Origin of the sequence: Zoogloea oryzae (assembly GCF_030161255.1) — a bacterium.
GTDB classification, from domain to species: domain Bacteria; phylum Pseudomonadota; class Gammaproteobacteria; order Burkholderiales; family Rhodocyclaceae; genus Zoogloea; species Zoogloea oryzae.
In genome coordinates, this window is sequence record NZ_BSPX01000010.1 from 48,006 (window position 1) to 64,951 (window position 16,946).

Sequence of the window (16,946 nt, forward strand, 5' to 3'; positions counted from 1 at the left end):
GAGAGCAGAATGCACGAACACGTGATCCACTCCGCGGACTGTCCGCCCCCCGGCGGCTACTGCCGCACCCACGAGCTGAACATCCAGCTGCTCGCCGCCCTCTACGCGGTCAGCCGGGTTCTCAGCCGTTCGCTGGTGTTCGAGGAGACCCTGCGCGACGTGCTGCGGGTACTGCAGGACGAAGCCGGCCTCACCGCCGGCATGATCGGCGTCGTCGACGCCCAGAGCGGCAACCTCATCACCCACACCCTCCATCACCCCACGGGCCCCACCGGCGTGCAGTACCAGCCCGGCGAGGGCATCCTCGGCCTGATGCTCGAGAAGCCCCGCTCGGTGATGCTGACCCGGGTCGCCGACGAACCGCGCTTCCTCAACCGCCAGGGCATCTACCAGCAGGAGCTGCCCTTCATCGCGGTGCCGATCAAGGTCGGCGGCAACCTCCAGGGCATCCTGGCGGTGCAGCCCGAGGCGCCGGAAGACGGCCTGATCCAGGAGCGCGGCCAGTTCGTCGAGATGGTCGCCAACCTCATCGGCCAGGCCCTGCGCCTGTCGCTGGAAGTGGAGCAGGAGAAATCCAGCCTCGTCGAAGAGCGCGACCTGCTGCGCCGCACGGTGCGCCACCAGTTCGGCTTCGACAGCATGGTTGGCCGCTCTGCGGTGATGCGCCGGGTGTTCGACCAGGCGCGCCTGGTGGCCAAGTGGAACACCACCGTGCTGATCCGCGGCGAGACCGGCACCGGCAAGGAGCTCATCGCCAACGCCATCCACTACAACTCGCCCCGCGCCCGCAACGCGATGGTCAAGCTCAACTGTGCAGCGCTGCCCGAGAACCTGCTCGAATCCGAGCTCTTCGGCCACGAGCGGGGCGCCTTCACCGGCGCCGTCGAGGCCCGCAAGGGGCGCTTCGAGCAGGCCAACGGCGGCACCCTGTTCCTCGACGAGATCGGCGAAATCTCGCCTTCCTTCCAGGCCAAGCTGCTGCGGGTGCTGCAGGAAGGCGAGTTCGAGCGCGTGGGCGGCAGCCGCACCGTGAAGGTGGACGTGCGCATCGTCGCCGCCACCCACCGGGATCTGGAAGCCGCGGTGGATTTCGGCGACTTCCGTGAGGACTTGTTCTACCGCCTCAACGTGATGCCCCTGTTCCTGCCGCCGCTGAGGGAGCGCATCGAGGACATCCCCGAGATCGCCCGCCACCTGCTCACCAAGATCGGCGGCGAGCAGAAGCGCAAGCTCACCCTCACCGACATGGCCCAGCGCCGCCTCGCCAGCCACGAGTGGCCGGGCAACGTGCGCGAGCTGGAGAACTGTCTGGAGCGGGCCGCCGTGCTGTCGGAAGATGGCGTCATCGACGTGGATCTGATCCGCTTCCCGAGCACCCGCGAACGCCAGCCGGCCCGCCCGCCCCGCGACATGGGCCTGGGCAGCCCGGCGCCTGCCCGGCCGCCGGCCGACGTGGATCTGAACGACCCGGGCATCTCCGAGAAGGAGCGGGTCGTGGCCGCGCTTGAACAAGCCGGCTGGGTGCAGGCCAAGGCCGCGCGCCTGCTGGGCATGACGCCCCGCCAGATCGCCTACCGCATCCAGACCCTCAACATCGAAGTGAAGCAATTCTGACCCGCTTGTCGGCTTTGCGACATCGCGCACGGCCGGCAAGCCGCTGATTTGCCAGACAAAAAATCTGGCACTCAACTTGCACGAGAGGCTCCTGACCCCAGCACTTGCACTTTCAGGAGCCACAAAAATGCCCAAACCCAAAAAACACATCCTCGTCTGCGTCCAGGGCCGCCCCCAGGGCCACCCGCGCGGTTCCTGCCAGGACAAGGGCTGCGGCCAGGTCTGGCAGGCCTTCTCGGACGAATTCACCACCCGCAACCTGTGGGCCTCGGGCTTCCAGCTCACCAACACCGGCTGCCTCGGCCCCTGCCAGGCTGGCCCCACCGCCATCGTCTATCCCGAAGGCGTGATGTACACCGGCATCAAGCCCACCGACGTCTCCGCCATCATCGAGGAACACCTGCTCCTCGACGCCCCGGTCGAGCGCCTGCTGGCCCCGGCCGACATCTGGAGCTGATGCCATGAGCGCAACCCAGTACGACATCGGCGACATGGTCTTTGCGGCCGAGGACATCCTCAACGATGGCGGCATGCCCGGCATCGACGACGAGGAAGGCCTGATCGCCCCCGCCGGCGCCCGGGGCGTGGTGGTGCACTTCGGTCATTCGGAAGTCGACCCGAGCCGCGAGATCTACCTCGTGCGCTTCGAGACCGGCGCCGACGGCAGCCTCGGCGACCCGGTCGGCTGCCTGCCCGACGAGCTCACCCAAGACCCGCCCCCGAGCCACTGACCTTCGAGCCCCCGCGCCATGACGTCCATCGGCATCTTCTTCGGCACCGACACCGGCCGCACCCGCCTCATCGCCAAGCAGATCGCGAAGAAGCTCGGCGACGTGGCGGCGGCACCGGTCAACATCGGCCGCACCACGCTGGATGAGTTCCTCGCCCACGACGCCCTGATCCTCGGCTGCCCCACCTACGGCGACGGCGAGCTGCCGGGCGATTCGGTGGGCCTCAAGCCGAGCTGGGAGGAGTTCATGCCCCAGCTGGCCGGGGTCGACCTCTCCGGCAAGGTGATCGCGCTGTACGGCCTGGGCGACCAGAAGAAATACCCGGCCGTGTTTGTGGACGCCATCGGCATCCTCCACGAAGCCCTCAGCGACCGGGGCGCCCGGCTCGTCGGCCAGTGGCCCGCCGCCGGCTACGACTTCAACGCCTCCCGGGCGCTGGAGGGCGAATACTTTCTGGGCCTCGCCCTCGACCAGGTGAATCAGCCGGTGCTCACCGAAGCGCGCATCGACACCTGGCTCGCCCAGATCCGACCGGAGCTGCTGCCATGAACACCAACGCCTGGGCCCTGCCCAAGGACCGCGCCCTGCGCCGCCTGCTCGTCTCCTTCGACCCGGCCCTGGGTGAAGCCTGCGACATCGAACCCGACAGCGGCACCGACCCCGCCATCGTCACCCTGCGCCACGCCGAGCTCGACCGCCTGCGCGCCCACGTCTTCCTGCACGGGCAGCGCCCTGGCACCTACGGCGTGTATTACGAATACCCCAACCCGCTGCCCGACATGCCCAGCAGCATCGAAAACCAGCCCCTGGCCCGCGTGCTCGACGGGCTCAGGATGCACTTCGACGCCTGAGGAGGCCGCCTCGCCATGTTCTTCCCGCCGCCCCGCCTCAACCTGGCCGCCGCCCGCAGCGAGAAGCGCGACGACGCCCGCTGGCTCGACGACCTGCCCCCCGCCTGGCGCGACATGGTGGTGGCCCCGATCAGCTTCACGGTGCACCGGGAATACGAACTGGCCGCCAGCCGCACCTTCGGCTACGACGCCTACGACCTGCGCTGCTTCTACCACCACAGCTACGTGCTCACCGAAACCCGCTCCGACAACGACGAGGATTTCTACACCGTCGTCACCCGGGGCGAGACCCTGCGCGCCTGGCGCCTGCGGGATGACCGCTGGCTCACCTGGCGGCGCACCGTGTGCGGCAGCGACGGCACCGTGAGCCGCGGCTTCTACAGCTTCTCGCCCACCTGCCCGGTGTAGCGCCCGCTCATGTCGCCCTACCGGCTGCCCGACCCGGCCCTCGAAGCCATCCTCGGCGAAGACACCCCCGAGGGCGACGCCACCACCTTTGCGCTGGGCATCGGCGATGCGCCCGGTGTGCTCGAATACCGTGCCCGGGGCCCGATGACCCTGTGCGGCAGCGAGGAAGCCGCCCGCATGGGCCAGCTGCGCGATCTCATCATCGCCGGCCCGGTGGCCGCCGGCGGCAGCGTGCTCGACGCCGGCCAGCTCATCCTGCGCCTCGAAGGCCGGGCGGCCGATCTCCACGCCGTGTGGAAGACCAGCCAGACCCTGATGGAGTACCTCTCGGGCATCGCCAGCGCCACCGCCGCCATCGTGGCCGCCGCCCGGCGGGGCAACCCGGTAACGTCGGTGGCGTGCACCCGCAAGAACTTTCCCGGCACCAAGGCCGCCGCCATCAAGGCCATCCTGTGCGGCGGCGCCACGCCCCACCGCCTGAGCCTCTCCGAAACCCTGCTGGTGTTTGCCGAGCACCGGGCCTTTCTTGATGAATCCCCCGCCGCCAGCCTCGCCCGCCTGCGCAATGCGTGGCCCGAGCGGCGCATCGTGGTGGAAGTGGGCGACGAAGCCGAAGCCGCCCTGTGGCTCGACGCCGGCGCGGATGTGCTGCAGCTCGAGAAACTCCCCGTCGCCGCGGTGGCCCGTATCGCCGCCATCGCCGCGCGCATGCCTCGCCCGCCGCTGATCGCCGCCGCCGGTGGGGTGAATGCCGGCAACGCCGAAGATTTCGCCCGGGCCGGCGCCGGGGTGCTCGTCACCAGCAGCCCCTACTTCGCCCCGCCCCGCGACGTGGCCGTCACCCTGCGGCCCGCCCCCTGAACCCACCCACTGCCCCGCCCCCGACCATGAAGATCGCCATCGCCACCCGGGATTTCGCCACCGTCGGCGGCCACGCCGGCCAGGCCCGCCACTGGCTGCTCTACGACCTCGCCCGCTACGCCCCCGGCCAGCTGCTGCCCGCGCCCCGCCAGATCGACCTGGCCGCCGAGCAGGTGCTGCACGTGTTCAAGGACAACGCCCCCCACCCCCTCGACGGGGTGGATCTGGTGGTCGCCGCCAGCGCCGGCGACGGCTTCGTGCGCCACATGCGCACCCGCGGCACCGACGTGATGCTCACCGGCGAGACCGACCCCGCCGAGGTCATCACCCGCATCGTCTCCGGCCAGCCCCTGCCCGACCAGCGCTTCGACATCACCACCACCCTGTGCAAGCTGCGGGATCTGTTCTCGCGGCATTGAGACGTACCGGCCATCACCGATGCGCAGCACTACCTGCTGGCAGGGCGAAGTGGTGAATCCGTCCCGGCCGGGCACAGGCACACGCGGTATCAGGCCGTTCGGCACCGAAACGCCCTTGCAGCTTGGCGAGCATCGTTTCGCACGCTGAAACACACTTGCCCACCCCCGCATCAAGGTTTCAGGCCCTGAATCATCGTTTCAGCGGCTGAAACTGAACCCTCACGCCCTGAAACTTCGTTGCACGCGCCGAAAAGATCGTTTCAGGCGCTGAATCCTTCTTTCTCGGGCTGAAACGACGTTTCCCGCCGCAAGAATCGATATTCTTGTGAAGAAACGCTGCTTTTTGGTCCAAAACGCTGCAAATGGCTAGAAGGTGATGACCTTGTCCGCCGCCAGCGTCCATTCGGCCAGCTCCGGCAGGGTGCCGATGGTGCAGCCGGCGATCAGCGGCAGTTCCACCAGCCCCCGGGCCAGCGCACAGGTGCGGCACAGCTTCACCGGCACACCCAGCTCCACCAGCTGCTCGATCATCCCCTGCAGCCCGCTGCCAGCCCCGTCCTGCTGATTGGGCAGGGCCGCGTGGATGGCGTCGGACATGAGAAAGACGCGCAGCTCGGGCCTGTCACCATCCCGCCCGGCCAGGGCGGTGGCAAGACGCAGGGCCGACAGGCAACGCTCGCTGCCGTAGGGTGGGGCGTGGACGATGATGAGGATGTTCTGCATGGTTGTTTCCAGTCGATCAGATCTGCGATACGAACTCAAAACTACTCTTGTGCGAGCCTTCTACCGACTGAATGGACTCGTCCTCCAGTTGAGCTTGCAGCAGTTCAAGACTGCGCACCGACGCAATGTTCAACTTGGCCTCGTAGAGCTTGCAGATATCCAGACAGTGGTCGGTTGGTGCATAGCCATCCACCCGCACCGCTGTCTCTGCATCCGGGCCAACACCTTCAATCCGGTGGACCAAGTAGGTCTTTCCAGACTGATACTTAAGCTCGACAGGCTCCGTAGTCATGAACTGTGTAGCAACCTTCTGAATAAGGTTCTTATCGATCAGTCGGCTAACACACAGCGCCAGATTGCCTTTGTAGAAATCGTCCAGATCCAGCTCGTAGCGGTACTGCTCATCCACCTCCATCAGGATCACAGGCTTTCCATCGATATACAGGCTTGAGTCGCAGAAAACAGAGAGCGCCGAAAAATCATCAGCCTCCATCATCGCGATTTCCCACAAGGCCTTAAAGCCGATCTCACCAGGGCTACCGTCATTCAGGACGACACTGCGCGCAAACAACTCTCTGCGCCAGACCTCATTTCGTCTAGAGGCTAGGTCTTCGAACATATCCCACCACAGCGCGTCGCTCTCTGATGGAACCGTCTCGACTGACTCTTCAGATTCGGGCAAGTTAGGGAGCGCCAGCTTGAACGTGCTCAGAAGCCTGTAATCCTTCTCCAGCTGACCAAGGCGAACCCTGTCCAGGGGATCAGCCCCTCCATTTTCGACGTTGATTGAAATACGCCTGTGCTCCTCAATGAGTACCTTGAAAGTTTCTTCAAGAACTGCTTCTCGATGTCGCAAATGAATGAGGCGTAGACGCCCTTTCGTCAAGAACTGACGTAGGGACGGCGGACCATAGGCCAACAACAAGCGACTTAGCCCCGTCGGTTTATCCTCAAGCGCACCGTCCAAAGCGGAGACAGCCTGCCCCGCTGAGCTGACAATGGTCGTCATATCCATGAGTTAACCTCACAACTGGTAGAAAGGCGTCGTAACCGAGAGGTTCGTGTCTACCAGTAACCCCGCGTCAAATCAATAACGTCTGATTCTGCCCCCCCTACCCCAGTCTCGCCCGCACAGCACATCCCGCCAACTCCGATAACGACGCATATAAGCGCACCGCATTCTGGCCGCTGGGCGGCACCCTGCGAAGGCGTCGACGCGCCGCCGGAAGCAGTGGAAGATATGCCCATCGGCAACACGGCCCGGCTGGCCGGTTGCATTGCCCGGAAGCGGAGCCGGGCTTCGTTCAAGCACACAACAAAAGGGAGGAAGACCATGCACAAGCGCGACACCACGCTCAGCACCGACCAGAAAGCGCTGGCGATCAATCTCGACAAGTACAAGTACGGCTCCATCGTCGAGATCGGCGCCGGGCAGGAGGTGGCGCGGCGTTTCTTCTCGGTGGGCGCGGCGGCAGGCACCATCGCCAAGACCATGTCGGCCTACGACATGGCGGTGAGCGACGACATCTACGGCCATGCCGACCGCTACGTGAGCCGCTCCCGCCTGCTGCAGATGCTGGACAAGGAGTTCTCGCTGGTGGTGCAGCGGCTGGCCCATGTGCGGCCCAAGAACACCACCTTCTTCGCCTACGCGGCCACCGTCACCGCGCGCAGCTTCAAGCAGAAGAACGAATGCCACGGCTGGGTGGGCATCCGCCTGCAGCTGCACCCGGGCGCCGAGCCCTCCGACGTGATCCTCCACGTGCGCATGCTCGACAACGACAACGCCCAGCAGTCCGAAGCGCTGGGCATCCTCGGGGTCAATCTGATCCACGGCGCCTTCCACCACTTCCACCACCCGGCCTGGGTGGTCGAGGGCCTGGCCGATGGTCTCGGCTCGGAGCGCATCGAGGTGGACCTGATCCACTTCTCCGGCCCCTACTTCGAGGAAGTGGAAAACCGCCTGATGAACCTGCACCTCATCCGCAGCTGGCTGACCCGCGCGGTGGTGTTCGCCCCCACCGGCGACGTGGTGGTGCCGGGCGAGCTGTTCTACCGCAAGCCGGTGATGGTGATGCGCGGAAGCTTCAAGCCGGTGACGCTGGTGAACCAGGACATGATGTGCGCCGGCCTCAAGCAGTTCAGCCAGCTGGCGGCGGTGGATGAGGGCGAGATCCTGTCTCTGGCCGAGATCACCATGAACTCGCTGATCAGCGGCGACAACGTGGATGGCGCGGATTTCCTCGCCCGCATCGACCTGCTGGCCTCGTTGGGCTACACGGTGATGATCTCGGACTACGTGCGCTACTTCCGCCTGCGCGCCTACCTGCGCCGCTACACCCAGAAGCCCATCGGCATCGTGCTGTCGGTGCGCGACTTCAACTACCTGTTCGACGAGAAGTATTACGAAGGTCTGGAGGGCGGCATCCTGGAAGCCTTCGGCAAGCTCTTCCCGGACAACACCCACGTTTATGTTTACCCCACCCGCATGCAGCGGGGCGGCGAGACGACGCTGGTGACCCTCGACAACGTGGACGTGCCGGCCAACCTGCGCCACCTGCTCACCTTCCTCAAGGAAAACCAGAAGCTCCTGGCCGTCGAACCCCACGACGACAGCCACCTGCACATCGACGTGGCCGAGGTACTCACCGGCCTGCGCCGCGGCCGCGGGGCATGGATGGACGACGTGCCGCCGGGCGTCGCCGAGCGCATCGTCAGCAACCGCCTGCTGGGCTTCGATACGGAGTAGGCGCGGGCGCTCAGGCCCGCTCCGGCACCTTCTCAGCCGTATCGGCCATTTTGAAGAGCGCCGTCATCAAGTCGTTTCCGGCAACAAACAACGGCTCGGCGGCGCCCTTGCCGACAAGCAGGGCGCTCACCGAGTCGCTGACGCGATACAAGGCATCGGTGGTGCGGATGTAGAAATACACTGTGGCAGGATCGGGCTCGGGATGGGCATCCACCTTTTCGGCGCGGGCAACCCAACTGGCCGCCTCGGCGACAAAGGCCCGAGCCAACTCCGGCGCACCGTATCCGCCGCAGATGGCGGAACCCTGCCGCTTCATGTAGAGGCTCCCGGTTCCGTCGATGAAGGCAATCACCGTCGCCTGCGTGTCCTTGATGGGCCAGTCCATGGCCACGCCGATCACTTCGCCCGGCTTACCAGGCCTGTCGCCCAGCAAGACTTCAGGCGCCGCCGAGTAAAAGATTTCTCGCAGCCCCCGATACATCGCGAGGTTGGCTTTTTGGCGATGTTTCCGCCAGGCGACGTAGCCGAAGACCGCGCACCACATGAGCACGTGCAGTACCGATTGCAGATCGATGGCATCCATGACTTTGCCCCTCATCAACACAATGGCAAGGTCATTCTACGGCCGGGGGTGAATCGCCTATTCGATCTGGATCAATCGCCGGTGTCAGCCCAGCGCCTTGGCCAGCAGCACGGCCACGTGCATCGCCTCGCGGCCGGCGCCGTCCTTGATCTGATGCCGGCACGAGAAGCCGTCGGCGATGATCGGGGCATCGTCGGCGGCAGCGCGCACGGCCGGCAATAGCGCCAGCTCGCCCATCGCCTGGGAGGCTTCGTAGTGCTCGGCTTCCAGCCCGAAGCTGCCGGACATGCCGCAGCAGCTGGCATCCACGATGTCGAACTCGAAGCCGGGAATCCACCCGAGCACCTTCTTCACCGACTTCATCGCGCCAAAGGCCTTCTGGTGGCAGTGGCCATGCACCACCGCCCGGCCGCCGGGGATGGGCTTGAGATCGAGCTTCAGCCCCTTGTTGCCCTCGCGCATCAGGAACTCCTCGAACAGGAAGGCCTGCTTGGAGAGCTGCCCAACCGCCGGGCCCAGGGACAGGCTGTAGAACTCGTCCCGCAGCGCCAGCAGGCACGACGGTTCCAGCCCGACGACGGGCGTGCCCTCGGCCAGCGCCGGGGCGAGCGCGGCCATCACCCGCTGGGCCTCGATCTTCGCCTCATCCACCAGGCCCTGGGAGAGATAGGTGCGTCCGCAGCACAGGGGCCGCGTCGGCTCGGCGTCGCTGGCCACCGGCTGCAGCACCTCGACGCTGTAGCCGCCGGCGCGCAGCACCTTCAGCGCCGCCTCGGCCACCTCGGGCGTGTAGTAGTGGGTGAAGGTATCCACGAAGAGCATCACCTTGCCCCGCGTGCCGGTGGCGTCAAGCGCCGGCGTGGTAAAGCCGTCGGCGACGATCTCGGGGATCGGCCGCCGGGCCGAGATGCCCAGCCAACGCTCGGCCACGCCCGCCAGCCACGGCGAGGCGTTGCGCAGGCGCACCAGGCGCTTGAGGAGCGAACGCCGCGCGTGCAGCCAGCGGGGCAGCCCGGCAAACAGCCGCACCCGCCGCGATGGGCCGAGCCTCGCATTCCGCTGGGCAAGGTATTCGGTCTTGATGAGGGTCATGTCCACCGCGCTGGGGCATTCCTTCTTGCAGCCCTTGCACGACACACACAAGTCCATCGCCGCGGCGAGATCGGGGTGGGCGAAGGGTTCGTCGCCAAGCTCGCCGTTCAGCGCCGCCTTGAAGGCCTTCACCCGGGCGCCGGTGGAATGCATCGGGTCGTGGGTGATCCGGTAGCTCGGGCACATCACCCCCTTGCCGTCGCGCTGGCACTGGTGGTTGTTCATGCACACGGCCACCGCCTTGGCGTAGTTGCCCCCGGTGGCGGGAATGCCCGCGTAGGCGTCGCCCACGCCGTAGGTGTCGTAGGCCGACCAGTCGAGATAGGTTTTCATGGCCACCAGCCACGCAAGACCGGTGCCAATCTTAAAGCGCCTCAAATCAGGCGTTTACGCACAAAGGTGACTGTCACCTTTGCGACAAAGGGCTGACAAGCGCCCCCGCGCCGAAACAATAAACCCCTGTTTTTCTGCTGTTTTCTCCTCTGGCACAGCGATTGCTGAATACCCGGCGTAACCCCAGATCCAGAGGAGCCCAACGTGGAACTGCCCGTCATCAGCAATGCCGCGCCCGAAGAAGCATCCGGCGGCGGTTGTTCTTCAAGCGGCTGCGGCACTGCGCCCGACGCCCTGTCTCATCTGCCCGACCACATCCGCGCCAAGGTGCAGGACCATCCCTGTTATTCGGAAGAGGCCCACCACTACTTTGCGCGCATGCACGTGGCCGTCGCCCCGGCCTGCAACATCCAGTGCAATTACTGCAACCGCAAGTACGACTGCTCCAACGAGTCGCGCCCGGGCGTGGTGTCCGAGCTGCTGACGCCGGACCAGGCGATCAAGAAGGTGCTGGCGGTGGCCGCCGAGATCCCGCAGATGACCGTACTCGGCATCGCGGGGCCGGGAGACCCCCTTGCCAACCCGGCCCGCACCTTCGAGACCTTCGAGCAACTCTCGGAGAAGGCGCCGGACATCAAGCTGTGCGTGTCCACCAACGGCCTGTCGCTCCCGCAATACGTGGACGAGATCGCCAAGCACAACATCGACCACGTGACGATCACCATCAACTGTGTCGATCCGGAAGTGGGCGCCAAGATCTATCCGTGGATCTACTGGAACAACAAGCGCATCTTCGGTATCGAGGGCGCCAAGATCCTCATCGAGCAGCAGCAGAAGGGCCTCGAGATGCTCACCTCGCGGGGCATCCTCGTGAAGGTGAACTCGGTGCTGATCCCCGGCGTGAATGACGAGCACCTCAAGGAGGTCTCGAAGATCGTCAAGGCCAAGGGCGCCTTCCTGCACAACGTGATGCCGCTGATCGCCGAGCCCGAGCACGGCACCTACTACGGGATCATGGAGCAGCCGGAGCCGACCCCCGAGCAGCTGCAGGACCTGCAGGACGCCTGTGCCGGCGACATGGCGATGATGCGCCACTGCCGCCAGTGCCGCGCCGACGCGGTGGGCCTCTTGGGCGAGGATCGCGGCGACGAGTTCACGATGGACAAGATCGACGTGATGGACGTGGATTACGAGGCCGCGATGGTGCGCCGGAAGGAAGTCCACGACTCGATCATCGAGAAGCTCGAAGCCCAGCGCGGTCACACCAAGCCGAAGCCCCAGGGCATCCCCGAAGGCTCGCGCCCGGTGCTGATGGCGGTGGCCGGCAAGAACGGCCTCGTCGCCGAGCACTTCGGCCACGCCAAGGAGTTCCTGATCTACGAGGCGTCGCCTGACGGCGTGCGCTTCATCAGCCACCGCAAGACCGAGCTCTACTGCGGCGGGATGGACAGCTGCGGCGAAGGCGACGAGGAACCGGATTCCCTCCTCGACCGCAACATCAAGGTGCTCGAAGGCTGCGAGGTCGTGCTGTGCTCCAAGATCGGTTTTGAACCGTGGGGCAAGCTCGAGGCGGCCGGCATCGCCCCCAACGGCGAGCACGCGATGGAGCCGATCGAAGAGGCGGTGATGGCGGTGTACAAGGAAATCGCCGCCACCGGCCGGCTGCTCCCGAGCACCGACAGCCTCAAGGTCGCCTGAACGCCCACTTCATCCACATCCTTCGTCACGCCCGCCGGAGCCACCTCCGGCGGGCCTTTCGGGAGCCCTGACATGGCACTTCAGATCACTCAATCCTGCGTCAATTGCTGGGCCTGCGTGGACGTCTGCCCCAACGACGCGATCTACGCCGACAAGCCCCACTTCCTCATCGACGACATGAAGTGCACCGAGTGCCTCGGCGATCACGCCACGCCCCAGTGCGCCGCGATCTGCCCCATCGAGATGGCCATCGTCGACGAGCTGGGCGAATTCCTCAACCCGCCCGGCTCGCTGACCGGCATCCCGATCGAGAAGCTCAAGGAGTACGGGTTGTACCGGGAGGTGGCCTGAGATGACACAGCCCCCACGCTCGCTGCACTCGCTCCCCCCCAAGGGGGCGCAGGCCTCCCTTGGGGCGGCCCTGCGGGAGTCCTGACATGGCCGATGTCCTCTTTTTCGAGAAGCCCGGCTGCCAGGGCAACCAGCGCCAGAAGACGCTGCTTGCCGCGGCGGGCCACACGGTGCATGCCCGCAGCCTGAAGGCAGAGGCATGGACGGCCGAAGGGCTGCTCGCCTTCCTCGGCCGACTGCCGGTGCCCGAGTGGTTCAACCGCAGCGCGCCGGCGATCAAGCTCGGCCACATCGACCCGGACGCGCTGGACGTGCGCCAGGCCCTGTCGCTGCTGCTGGAGAACCCGCTGCTGATCCGCCGCCCGCTGATGCAGGTGGGCGAGGAGCGCATGGTGGGCTTTGATGCGGCGGCCGTGGACGCCTGGATCGGCCTGCGTGGCGTGGAGCTGCCCACCGGCAACATCGAAGCCTGCGTGCACGGCACGGCCAGCCACGGTAGCTGCGGTTCCGCAGGTCACGGAGAAGACCATGCGCGCGTCGGGAATCACTGAAAACGCGGTCGAACTCGCCCCGGGCGTCCACTGGGTGGGCGCCCTCGACCCGCATCTGCGCAACTTCGACATCATCCTGCGCACCGCCAACGGCACCACCTACAACGCCTACGTGGTGCGTGGCGAGACCGGCGTGGCGGTGATCGACACGGTGAAGGAGAGCTTCGCCGACGATTTCTTCCGGCGGCTCGAATCCGTCGCCCGCTACGACGAGATCACCACCATCGTCCTCAACCACCTGGAGCCGGACCACAGCGGCGCCCTGCCGGAGCTGCTCAAGCGCGCCCCCCAGGCCAGGGTGTACCTCTCGCGCCGCGCCCAGATGATGCTGAAGGCGCTGCTCAAGCCCAGCGGCGAAGCCCCGCCCGAATACATCCCGGTGACCACCGGCGACACCATCGACCTGGGCGGGCGCACCCTGCACTTCCTGCACACGCCCTACCTGCACTGGCCCGACACCCAATGCACCTACCTCGTCGAGGAAGGCATGCTGTTTTCGGGCGACGTGTTTGGCTGCCACTTCTGCGACGCCCGGCTCTACAACGACGCGGTGGGCGATTTCCGCTTCTCGTTCGAGTACTACTACGCCCACATCATGCGGCCGTTCCGCGAGAACGTGCTGGACGCGCTGGCCCTCATCGAGCCCCTCAACCTGCGCCTGATCGCCCCGGCCCACGGCCCCATCCTGCGCCACATGCCGCGGGACTACGTGCAGCGCTACCGCGAGCTGGCCATGCCGCGCCTGTTCAACGAGGCCCGCAGCGAGAAGACTCTGGTGGTCTTCTACATCTCGGCCTACGGCAACACCCGGCGGATGGCCGAGGCGCTGGCCGCCGGTGCCGAATCCATCGGCGGCGTGCGGGTGTCGCTGTACGACCTGGAAGGCGGCGAGTCCGGCATCTTCACCGACCTCATCGAAGAGGCCGACGGCCTCGCCTTCGGCAGCCCGACCATCAACGCCGACGCGGTCAAGCCCATCTGGGACGTGCTCTCGTCCCTCACCACCGTCAACGTCAAGGGCAAGCTCGGCGCCGCCTTCGGCAGCTACGGCTGGAGCGGCGAGGCGGTGCGCCTGATCGAGGACCGCCTGCGCGGCCTGAAGCTGCGGGTGCCGGTGGAAGGCCTGCGCATCAAGCTCGTGCCCGACGCCGGCGAGCTGGAGCAGTGCCACGCCCTGGGTGAAACCCTCGCCCGCCACCTCACCGGCCAGGTCGAGCACCGGGAGATCGAGTTCAGCACGCTGCAGGTCACCCCCGCCTAAATCATTCAGGACAACCAGGAAAACCCACCATGCCCAAAGCCAAAGTCACCTTCGAAGACATCGGCGTCTCCGTCACCGTCCCGGCCGGCACCCGGCTCATCGAGGTGTCGGAGAAGGTCGGCGCCGGCATCACCTACGGCTGCCGCGAAGGCGAGTGCTGCACCTGCCTCACCAAGATCGTCTCGGGCGCCGACAACCTCGCCCCGCCCAGCATGCTCGAGGACCAGGTGCTCAAGGACAACCTCGCCCCCCGGGGCCATCGCCTGGCCTGCCAGGCCCAGATCATCGGCGGCGAAATCGTCGTCAAGCCCGCATAAGACTAAAAGCACGTCCCGCAACCACAGAGAAATTCGTGAACCCGTCATTCCAGGAGAACTTCAAATGGCCCTGATCACCTTCAGCAGCCCCATGCACAAGGACAAGACGGTCTATGCCGTGGCCGGTAGCCACACCCAGACCATCCTCGCCCTTGCCAAGGAACACCACATCCCCATCGACTTCGGCTGCCAGGAAGGCAACTGCGGCACCTGCCTCGTGAAGGTCTCGTCCGTCGACGGCAAGCGTCGTCCGATGGGCGGCCCGCTCAACGTGCGCGAAGTGGCCGCCCTGACCGAACTGGGCCACATCACCAAGGCCCAGGTCGAGCAGATGTACGTGGATGACATTCCTCCGACCCAATGGCGTCTGGCCTGCCAGATGATCATCCGCGACGAGGACATCCTGGTCGAGTATCCGAGCAAGTAAGTCCCACCCCGGGGGAGGCTGCCATGAACGTTCTGGACCGCAACGCGCATCACGCCCTGGCCGTCGCCGGCCTGCTGGCCATGCCCTGCCACGACCACGCACGCTTCGATCCGAACCGTCCGCTGCTGGCCAGTCTGCTGGCCGGCCAGCGCCTCGGCGAAGGCTGCCTGCCCCCGGACCTCGGCCTTGGCGAGCGCACCTGCCGCCAGCTGATCACCGAATACTTCACCGGGCTGCTCATGCCCGCCTTTCCGCGCAGCACCGACAAGGTGCCCGAGTGGAGCGACCTGCAAAAGCTGCTCGCCGATCACCGGGCCGGGCAGCACGCCTCCGAGCTGTGGGTGGCCGACATCATCGCCACCGCCTGCACCGGCGCCGACCACCTGTGGCAGGACCTCGGCCTCGCCAGCCGGGACGAACTCTCCCGCCTGATGAGGGTGAACTTCCCCACCCTCGCCGCCGCCAACACCGGCGACATGAAGTGGAAGAAGTTCCTCTACCGGCAGTTCTGCGCCGCCGAAGGCATCTACGTGTGCCCCGCCCCCTCGTGTGGCGTGTGCAAGGACTACGCCAAGTGCTTTGGACCCGAGCAGTAAGCCCGCCGCCAGCCGCGCCGGCCCCATCGGCCACCACGCCTGACAGCCGGGCCGTCGCGGCCTACCTGGGGCTCGCCATCGGCGACGCCCTCGGCGCCACCGTCGAGTTCCTCACCCCCCGCGAGATCCAGCACCAGCACGGCGTGCACCAGGACATCAGCGGCGGCGGCTGGCTGCGCCTCAAGGCCGGGCAGGTCACCGACGACACCACCATGTCCCTGGCGCTGGGCGAGGCGATCCTGGCCGCCGGCCGGGTGGATGCCCGCGCCGCCGCCGACGCCTTCGACGCCTGGATGCGCGGCAAGCCGGTGGATATCGGCAACACCGTGCGGCGCAACCTCATCACCTACCGCAAGACCGGCAACCCCGAGGCGCCCCTGTCGGAGCACGACGCCGGCAACGGCGCGGCGATGCGCGTGCTGCCGGTGGCGCTGGCCACCTTCGGCCAGCCGCCCGACGTGGTCGCCGCCGCCTGCCGGGCCCAGGGCCACGTCACCCACCACAACCTGCTATCCGACGCCGCCTGCGAAACCCTGGTGGCGATGGTCCACGACTTCCTCGCCGGCCACGGCCTCGACACCGCCCGCCACCACGCCGACACGCTGGTCGCCCGGCACCCGGTGTTCGCCTGGCAGGGCAAGCGCCGCGACAACCCGAGCGGCTACGTGGTGGAAACGCTGCAGGCGGTGTTCCAGGCGCTGTTTGCCACCCACGGCTTCGAGGCCTGCCTGGTGGACATCGTCAATCGCGGCGGCGACGCCGACACCACCGGCGCCATCGCCGCCATGCTGGCCGGCGCCTGCTACGGGCCCGAGGCGATCCCCGCCCGCTGGCGCAAGGCGCTGGATGCGGGGGTGAGGGAGACGGTGGAGCTGCAGGCCCTGGCCTTGATGGCTCACTGAACGCCCGCCGGGGTGCTGCGTCGCCCTTCCGGGCCACGGCCGACCTCGCCAGAGCCCGAGCGGAGATGCCGCGAGCCCCTCGCGCCTGTCCGAAAGCTGCTCGCGAGAGCCCCCGCGACACACCCACCCTGTCGGCGAGCTGCTCGATTGGGCGGCGCAGACCGACGCGAGCAGCTCGCCGACAGCGCCTGCCATTACGCCGCATAGGCATCGACACGCCAGAAGCCCGGGCGCAGCAGCTTCCGGCATGGGCCTGCCCGTCGCAAAGTCCGTCGCGAGGAGCTCGCCCGCCCGAATGACGGGCTCCGGGAGGGTCGCGAGTATCTCCGAGAGGCTCGCGACCCTCCGCGGACAAGCCGCCATCTGCACAGAAAGCCCACCTTGCGATCCTGTAGGTCGGACTTCAGTCCGACATCACGCGACTCCAATGGCACGGCGTGTCGGACTGAAGTCCGACCTGGAGCAGCATCCTTGCGAGC

The 16,946-nt window shown here is 66.6% G+C and carries 21 protein-coding genes; 17 read left to right on the plus strand and 4 right to left on the minus strand.

The annotated features are described in order from the left end of the window. The first annotated feature begins 9 nt into the window (after window positions 1-9). The 8 genes from nifA to QQK25_RS05450 all read left to right on the plus strand — a co-directional run bounded on the left by nifA (window position 10) and on the right by QQK25_RS05450 (window position 4,884). Window positions 10-1,614, plus strand: coding sequence for a nif-specific transcriptional activator NifA (nifA, locus tag QQK25_RS05415; protein ID WP_284187016.1), 1,605 nt, complete (start codon window positions 10-12; stop codon window positions 1,612-1,614). 127 nt (window positions 1,615-1,741) lie between these two features. Further along, window positions 1,742-2,071: a (2Fe-2S) ferredoxin domain-containing protein gene (locus tag QQK25_RS05420; protein ID WP_153161134.1), complete on the plus strand. Its 330-nt coding sequence runs from the start codon at window positions 1,742-1,744 to the stop codon at window positions 2,069-2,071. Window positions 2,072-2,075: 4 nt separating this feature from the next. After that, window positions 2,076-2,345, plus strand: a complete 270-nt coding sequence (locus QQK25_RS05425; protein ID WP_284187017.1) for a nitrogen fixation protein NifZ — start codon at window positions 2,076-2,078, stop codon at window positions 2,343-2,345. 18 nt (window positions 2,346-2,363) lie between these two features. After that, complete coding sequence (locus tag QQK25_RS05430) at window positions 2,364-2,894, plus strand: flavodoxin (protein ID WP_284187018.1); 531 nt, start codon at window positions 2,364-2,366, stop codon at window positions 2,892-2,894. Next, window positions 2,891-3,196, plus strand: coding sequence for a hypothetical protein (locus QQK25_RS05435; RefSeq protein WP_153161131.1), 306 nt, complete (start codon window positions 2,891-2,893; stop codon window positions 3,194-3,196). The genes QQK25_RS05430 and QQK25_RS05435 overlap by 4 nt, the downstream gene beginning before the upstream one ends. Window positions 3,197-3,211: 15 nt before the next feature. After that, on the plus strand, window positions 3,212-3,604 hold the full coding sequence (locus tag QQK25_RS05440) for a hypothetical protein (protein ID WP_153161130.1): 393 nt from the start codon (window positions 3,212-3,214) through the stop codon (window positions 3,602-3,604). A 9-nt stretch (window positions 3,605-3,613) separates the two neighbouring features. Beyond that, window positions 3,614-4,465: a ModD protein gene (gene modD, locus QQK25_RS05445; RefSeq protein ID WP_284187019.1), complete on the plus strand. Its 852-nt coding sequence runs from the start codon at window positions 3,614-3,616 to the stop codon at window positions 4,463-4,465. Between the two features lie 26 nt (window positions 4,466-4,491). After that, window positions 4,492-4,884, plus strand: coding sequence for a NifB/NifX family molybdenum-iron cluster-binding protein (locus QQK25_RS05450; protein WP_284187020.1), 393 nt, complete (start codon window positions 4,492-4,494; stop codon window positions 4,882-4,884). A gap of 366 nt (window positions 4,885-5,250) precedes the next feature. Here the strand turns inward: QQK25_RS05450 and QQK25_RS05455 are convergent, their stop codons facing one another. After that, window positions 5,251-5,607: a DsrE/DsrF/TusD sulfur relay family protein gene (locus QQK25_RS05455; protein ID WP_284187021.1), complete on the minus strand. Its 357-nt coding sequence runs from the start codon at window positions 5,605-5,607 to the stop codon at window positions 5,251-5,253. A 16-nt stretch (window positions 5,608-5,623) separates the two neighbouring features. After that, complete coding sequence (locus tag QQK25_RS05460; protein WP_284187022.1) at window positions 5,624-6,622, minus strand: hypothetical protein; 999 nt, start codon at window positions 6,620-6,622, stop codon at window positions 5,624-5,626. A gap of 318 nt (window positions 6,623-6,940) precedes the next feature. On the opposite strand from QQK25_RS05460, the gene QQK25_RS05465 reads away from it, so the two are divergent. Continuing rightward, window positions 6,941-8,356 carry a TonB-dependent receptor gene (locus QQK25_RS05465; RefSeq protein WP_284187023.1) on the plus strand — a complete coding sequence of 472 codons (1,416 nt, stop codon included), beginning with the start codon at window positions 6,941-6,943 and terminating at the stop codon, window positions 8,354-8,356. Window positions 8,357-8,366: 10 nt separating this feature from the next. Here the strand turns inward: QQK25_RS05465 and QQK25_RS05470 are convergent, their stop codons facing one another. Then, the gene (locus QQK25_RS05470) at window positions 8,367-8,939 is read right to left on the minus strand and encodes a hypothetical protein (RefSeq protein WP_284187024.1); all 573 of its coding nucleotides are present in this window, start codon (window positions 8,937-8,939) and stop codon (window positions 8,367-8,369) included. A gap of 84 nt (window positions 8,940-9,023) precedes the next feature. Next, entirely contained in the window at window positions 9,024-10,364 is a 1,341-nt protein-coding gene (locus QQK25_RS05475; protein WP_284187025.1) for a (Fe-S)-binding protein, read from the minus strand. 204 nt (window positions 10,365-10,568) lie between these two features. Between QQK25_RS05475 and nifB the strand changes: the two genes are divergently transcribed. From nifB to draG, 8 genes are all read left to right on the plus strand, one after another. Then, window positions 10,569-12,062 carry a nitrogenase cofactor biosynthesis protein NifB gene (gene nifB, locus QQK25_RS05480; RefSeq protein ID WP_284187026.1) on the plus strand — a complete coding sequence of 498 codons (1,494 nt, stop codon included), beginning with the start codon at window positions 10,569-10,571 and terminating at the stop codon, window positions 12,060-12,062. Between the two features lie 72 nt (window positions 12,063-12,134). Beyond that, a complete protein-coding gene (locus tag QQK25_RS05485) occupies window positions 12,135-12,413 on the plus strand; it encodes a 4Fe-4S dicluster domain-containing protein (RefSeq protein ID WP_284187027.1) in 279 nt (92 codons plus the stop codon). Between the two features lie 86 nt (window positions 12,414-12,499). Further along, entirely contained in the window at window positions 12,500-12,964 is a 465-nt protein-coding gene (locus tag QQK25_RS05490) for an ArsC/Spx/MgsR family protein (protein ID WP_284187028.1), read from the plus strand. Next, the gene (locus tag QQK25_RS05495) at window positions 12,942-14,225 is read left to right on the plus strand and encodes an FprA family A-type flavoprotein (protein WP_284187029.1); all 1,284 of its coding nucleotides are present in this window, start codon (window positions 12,942-12,944) and stop codon (window positions 14,223-14,225) included. The genes QQK25_RS05490 and QQK25_RS05495 overlap by 23 nt, the downstream gene beginning before the upstream one ends. Window positions 14,226-14,254: 29 nt before the next feature. Then, entirely contained in the window at window positions 14,255-14,542 is a 288-nt protein-coding gene (locus tag QQK25_RS05500) for a 2Fe-2S iron-sulfur cluster-binding protein (protein WP_153163562.1), read from the plus strand. 64 nt (window positions 14,543-14,606) lie between these two features. After that, the gene (locus tag QQK25_RS05505; RefSeq protein WP_153163563.1) at window positions 14,607-14,969 is read left to right on the plus strand and encodes a 2Fe-2S iron-sulfur cluster-binding protein; all 363 of its coding nucleotides are present in this window, start codon (window positions 14,607-14,609) and stop codon (window positions 14,967-14,969) included. Window positions 14,970-14,992: 23 nt separating this feature from the next. After that, the gene (locus QQK25_RS05510) at window positions 14,993-15,565 is read left to right on the plus strand and encodes a nitrogen fixation protein NifQ (protein WP_284187030.1); all 573 of its coding nucleotides are present in this window, start codon (window positions 14,993-14,995) and stop codon (window positions 15,563-15,565) included. Then, complete coding sequence (gene draG / locus QQK25_RS05515) at window positions 15,544-16,467, plus strand: ADP-ribosyl-[dinitrogen reductase] hydrolase (RefSeq protein ID WP_284187031.1); 924 nt, start codon at window positions 15,544-15,546, stop codon at window positions 16,465-16,467. The genes QQK25_RS05510 and draG overlap by 22 nt, the downstream gene beginning before the upstream one ends. Window positions 16,468-16,946: the final 479 nt, after the last annotated feature.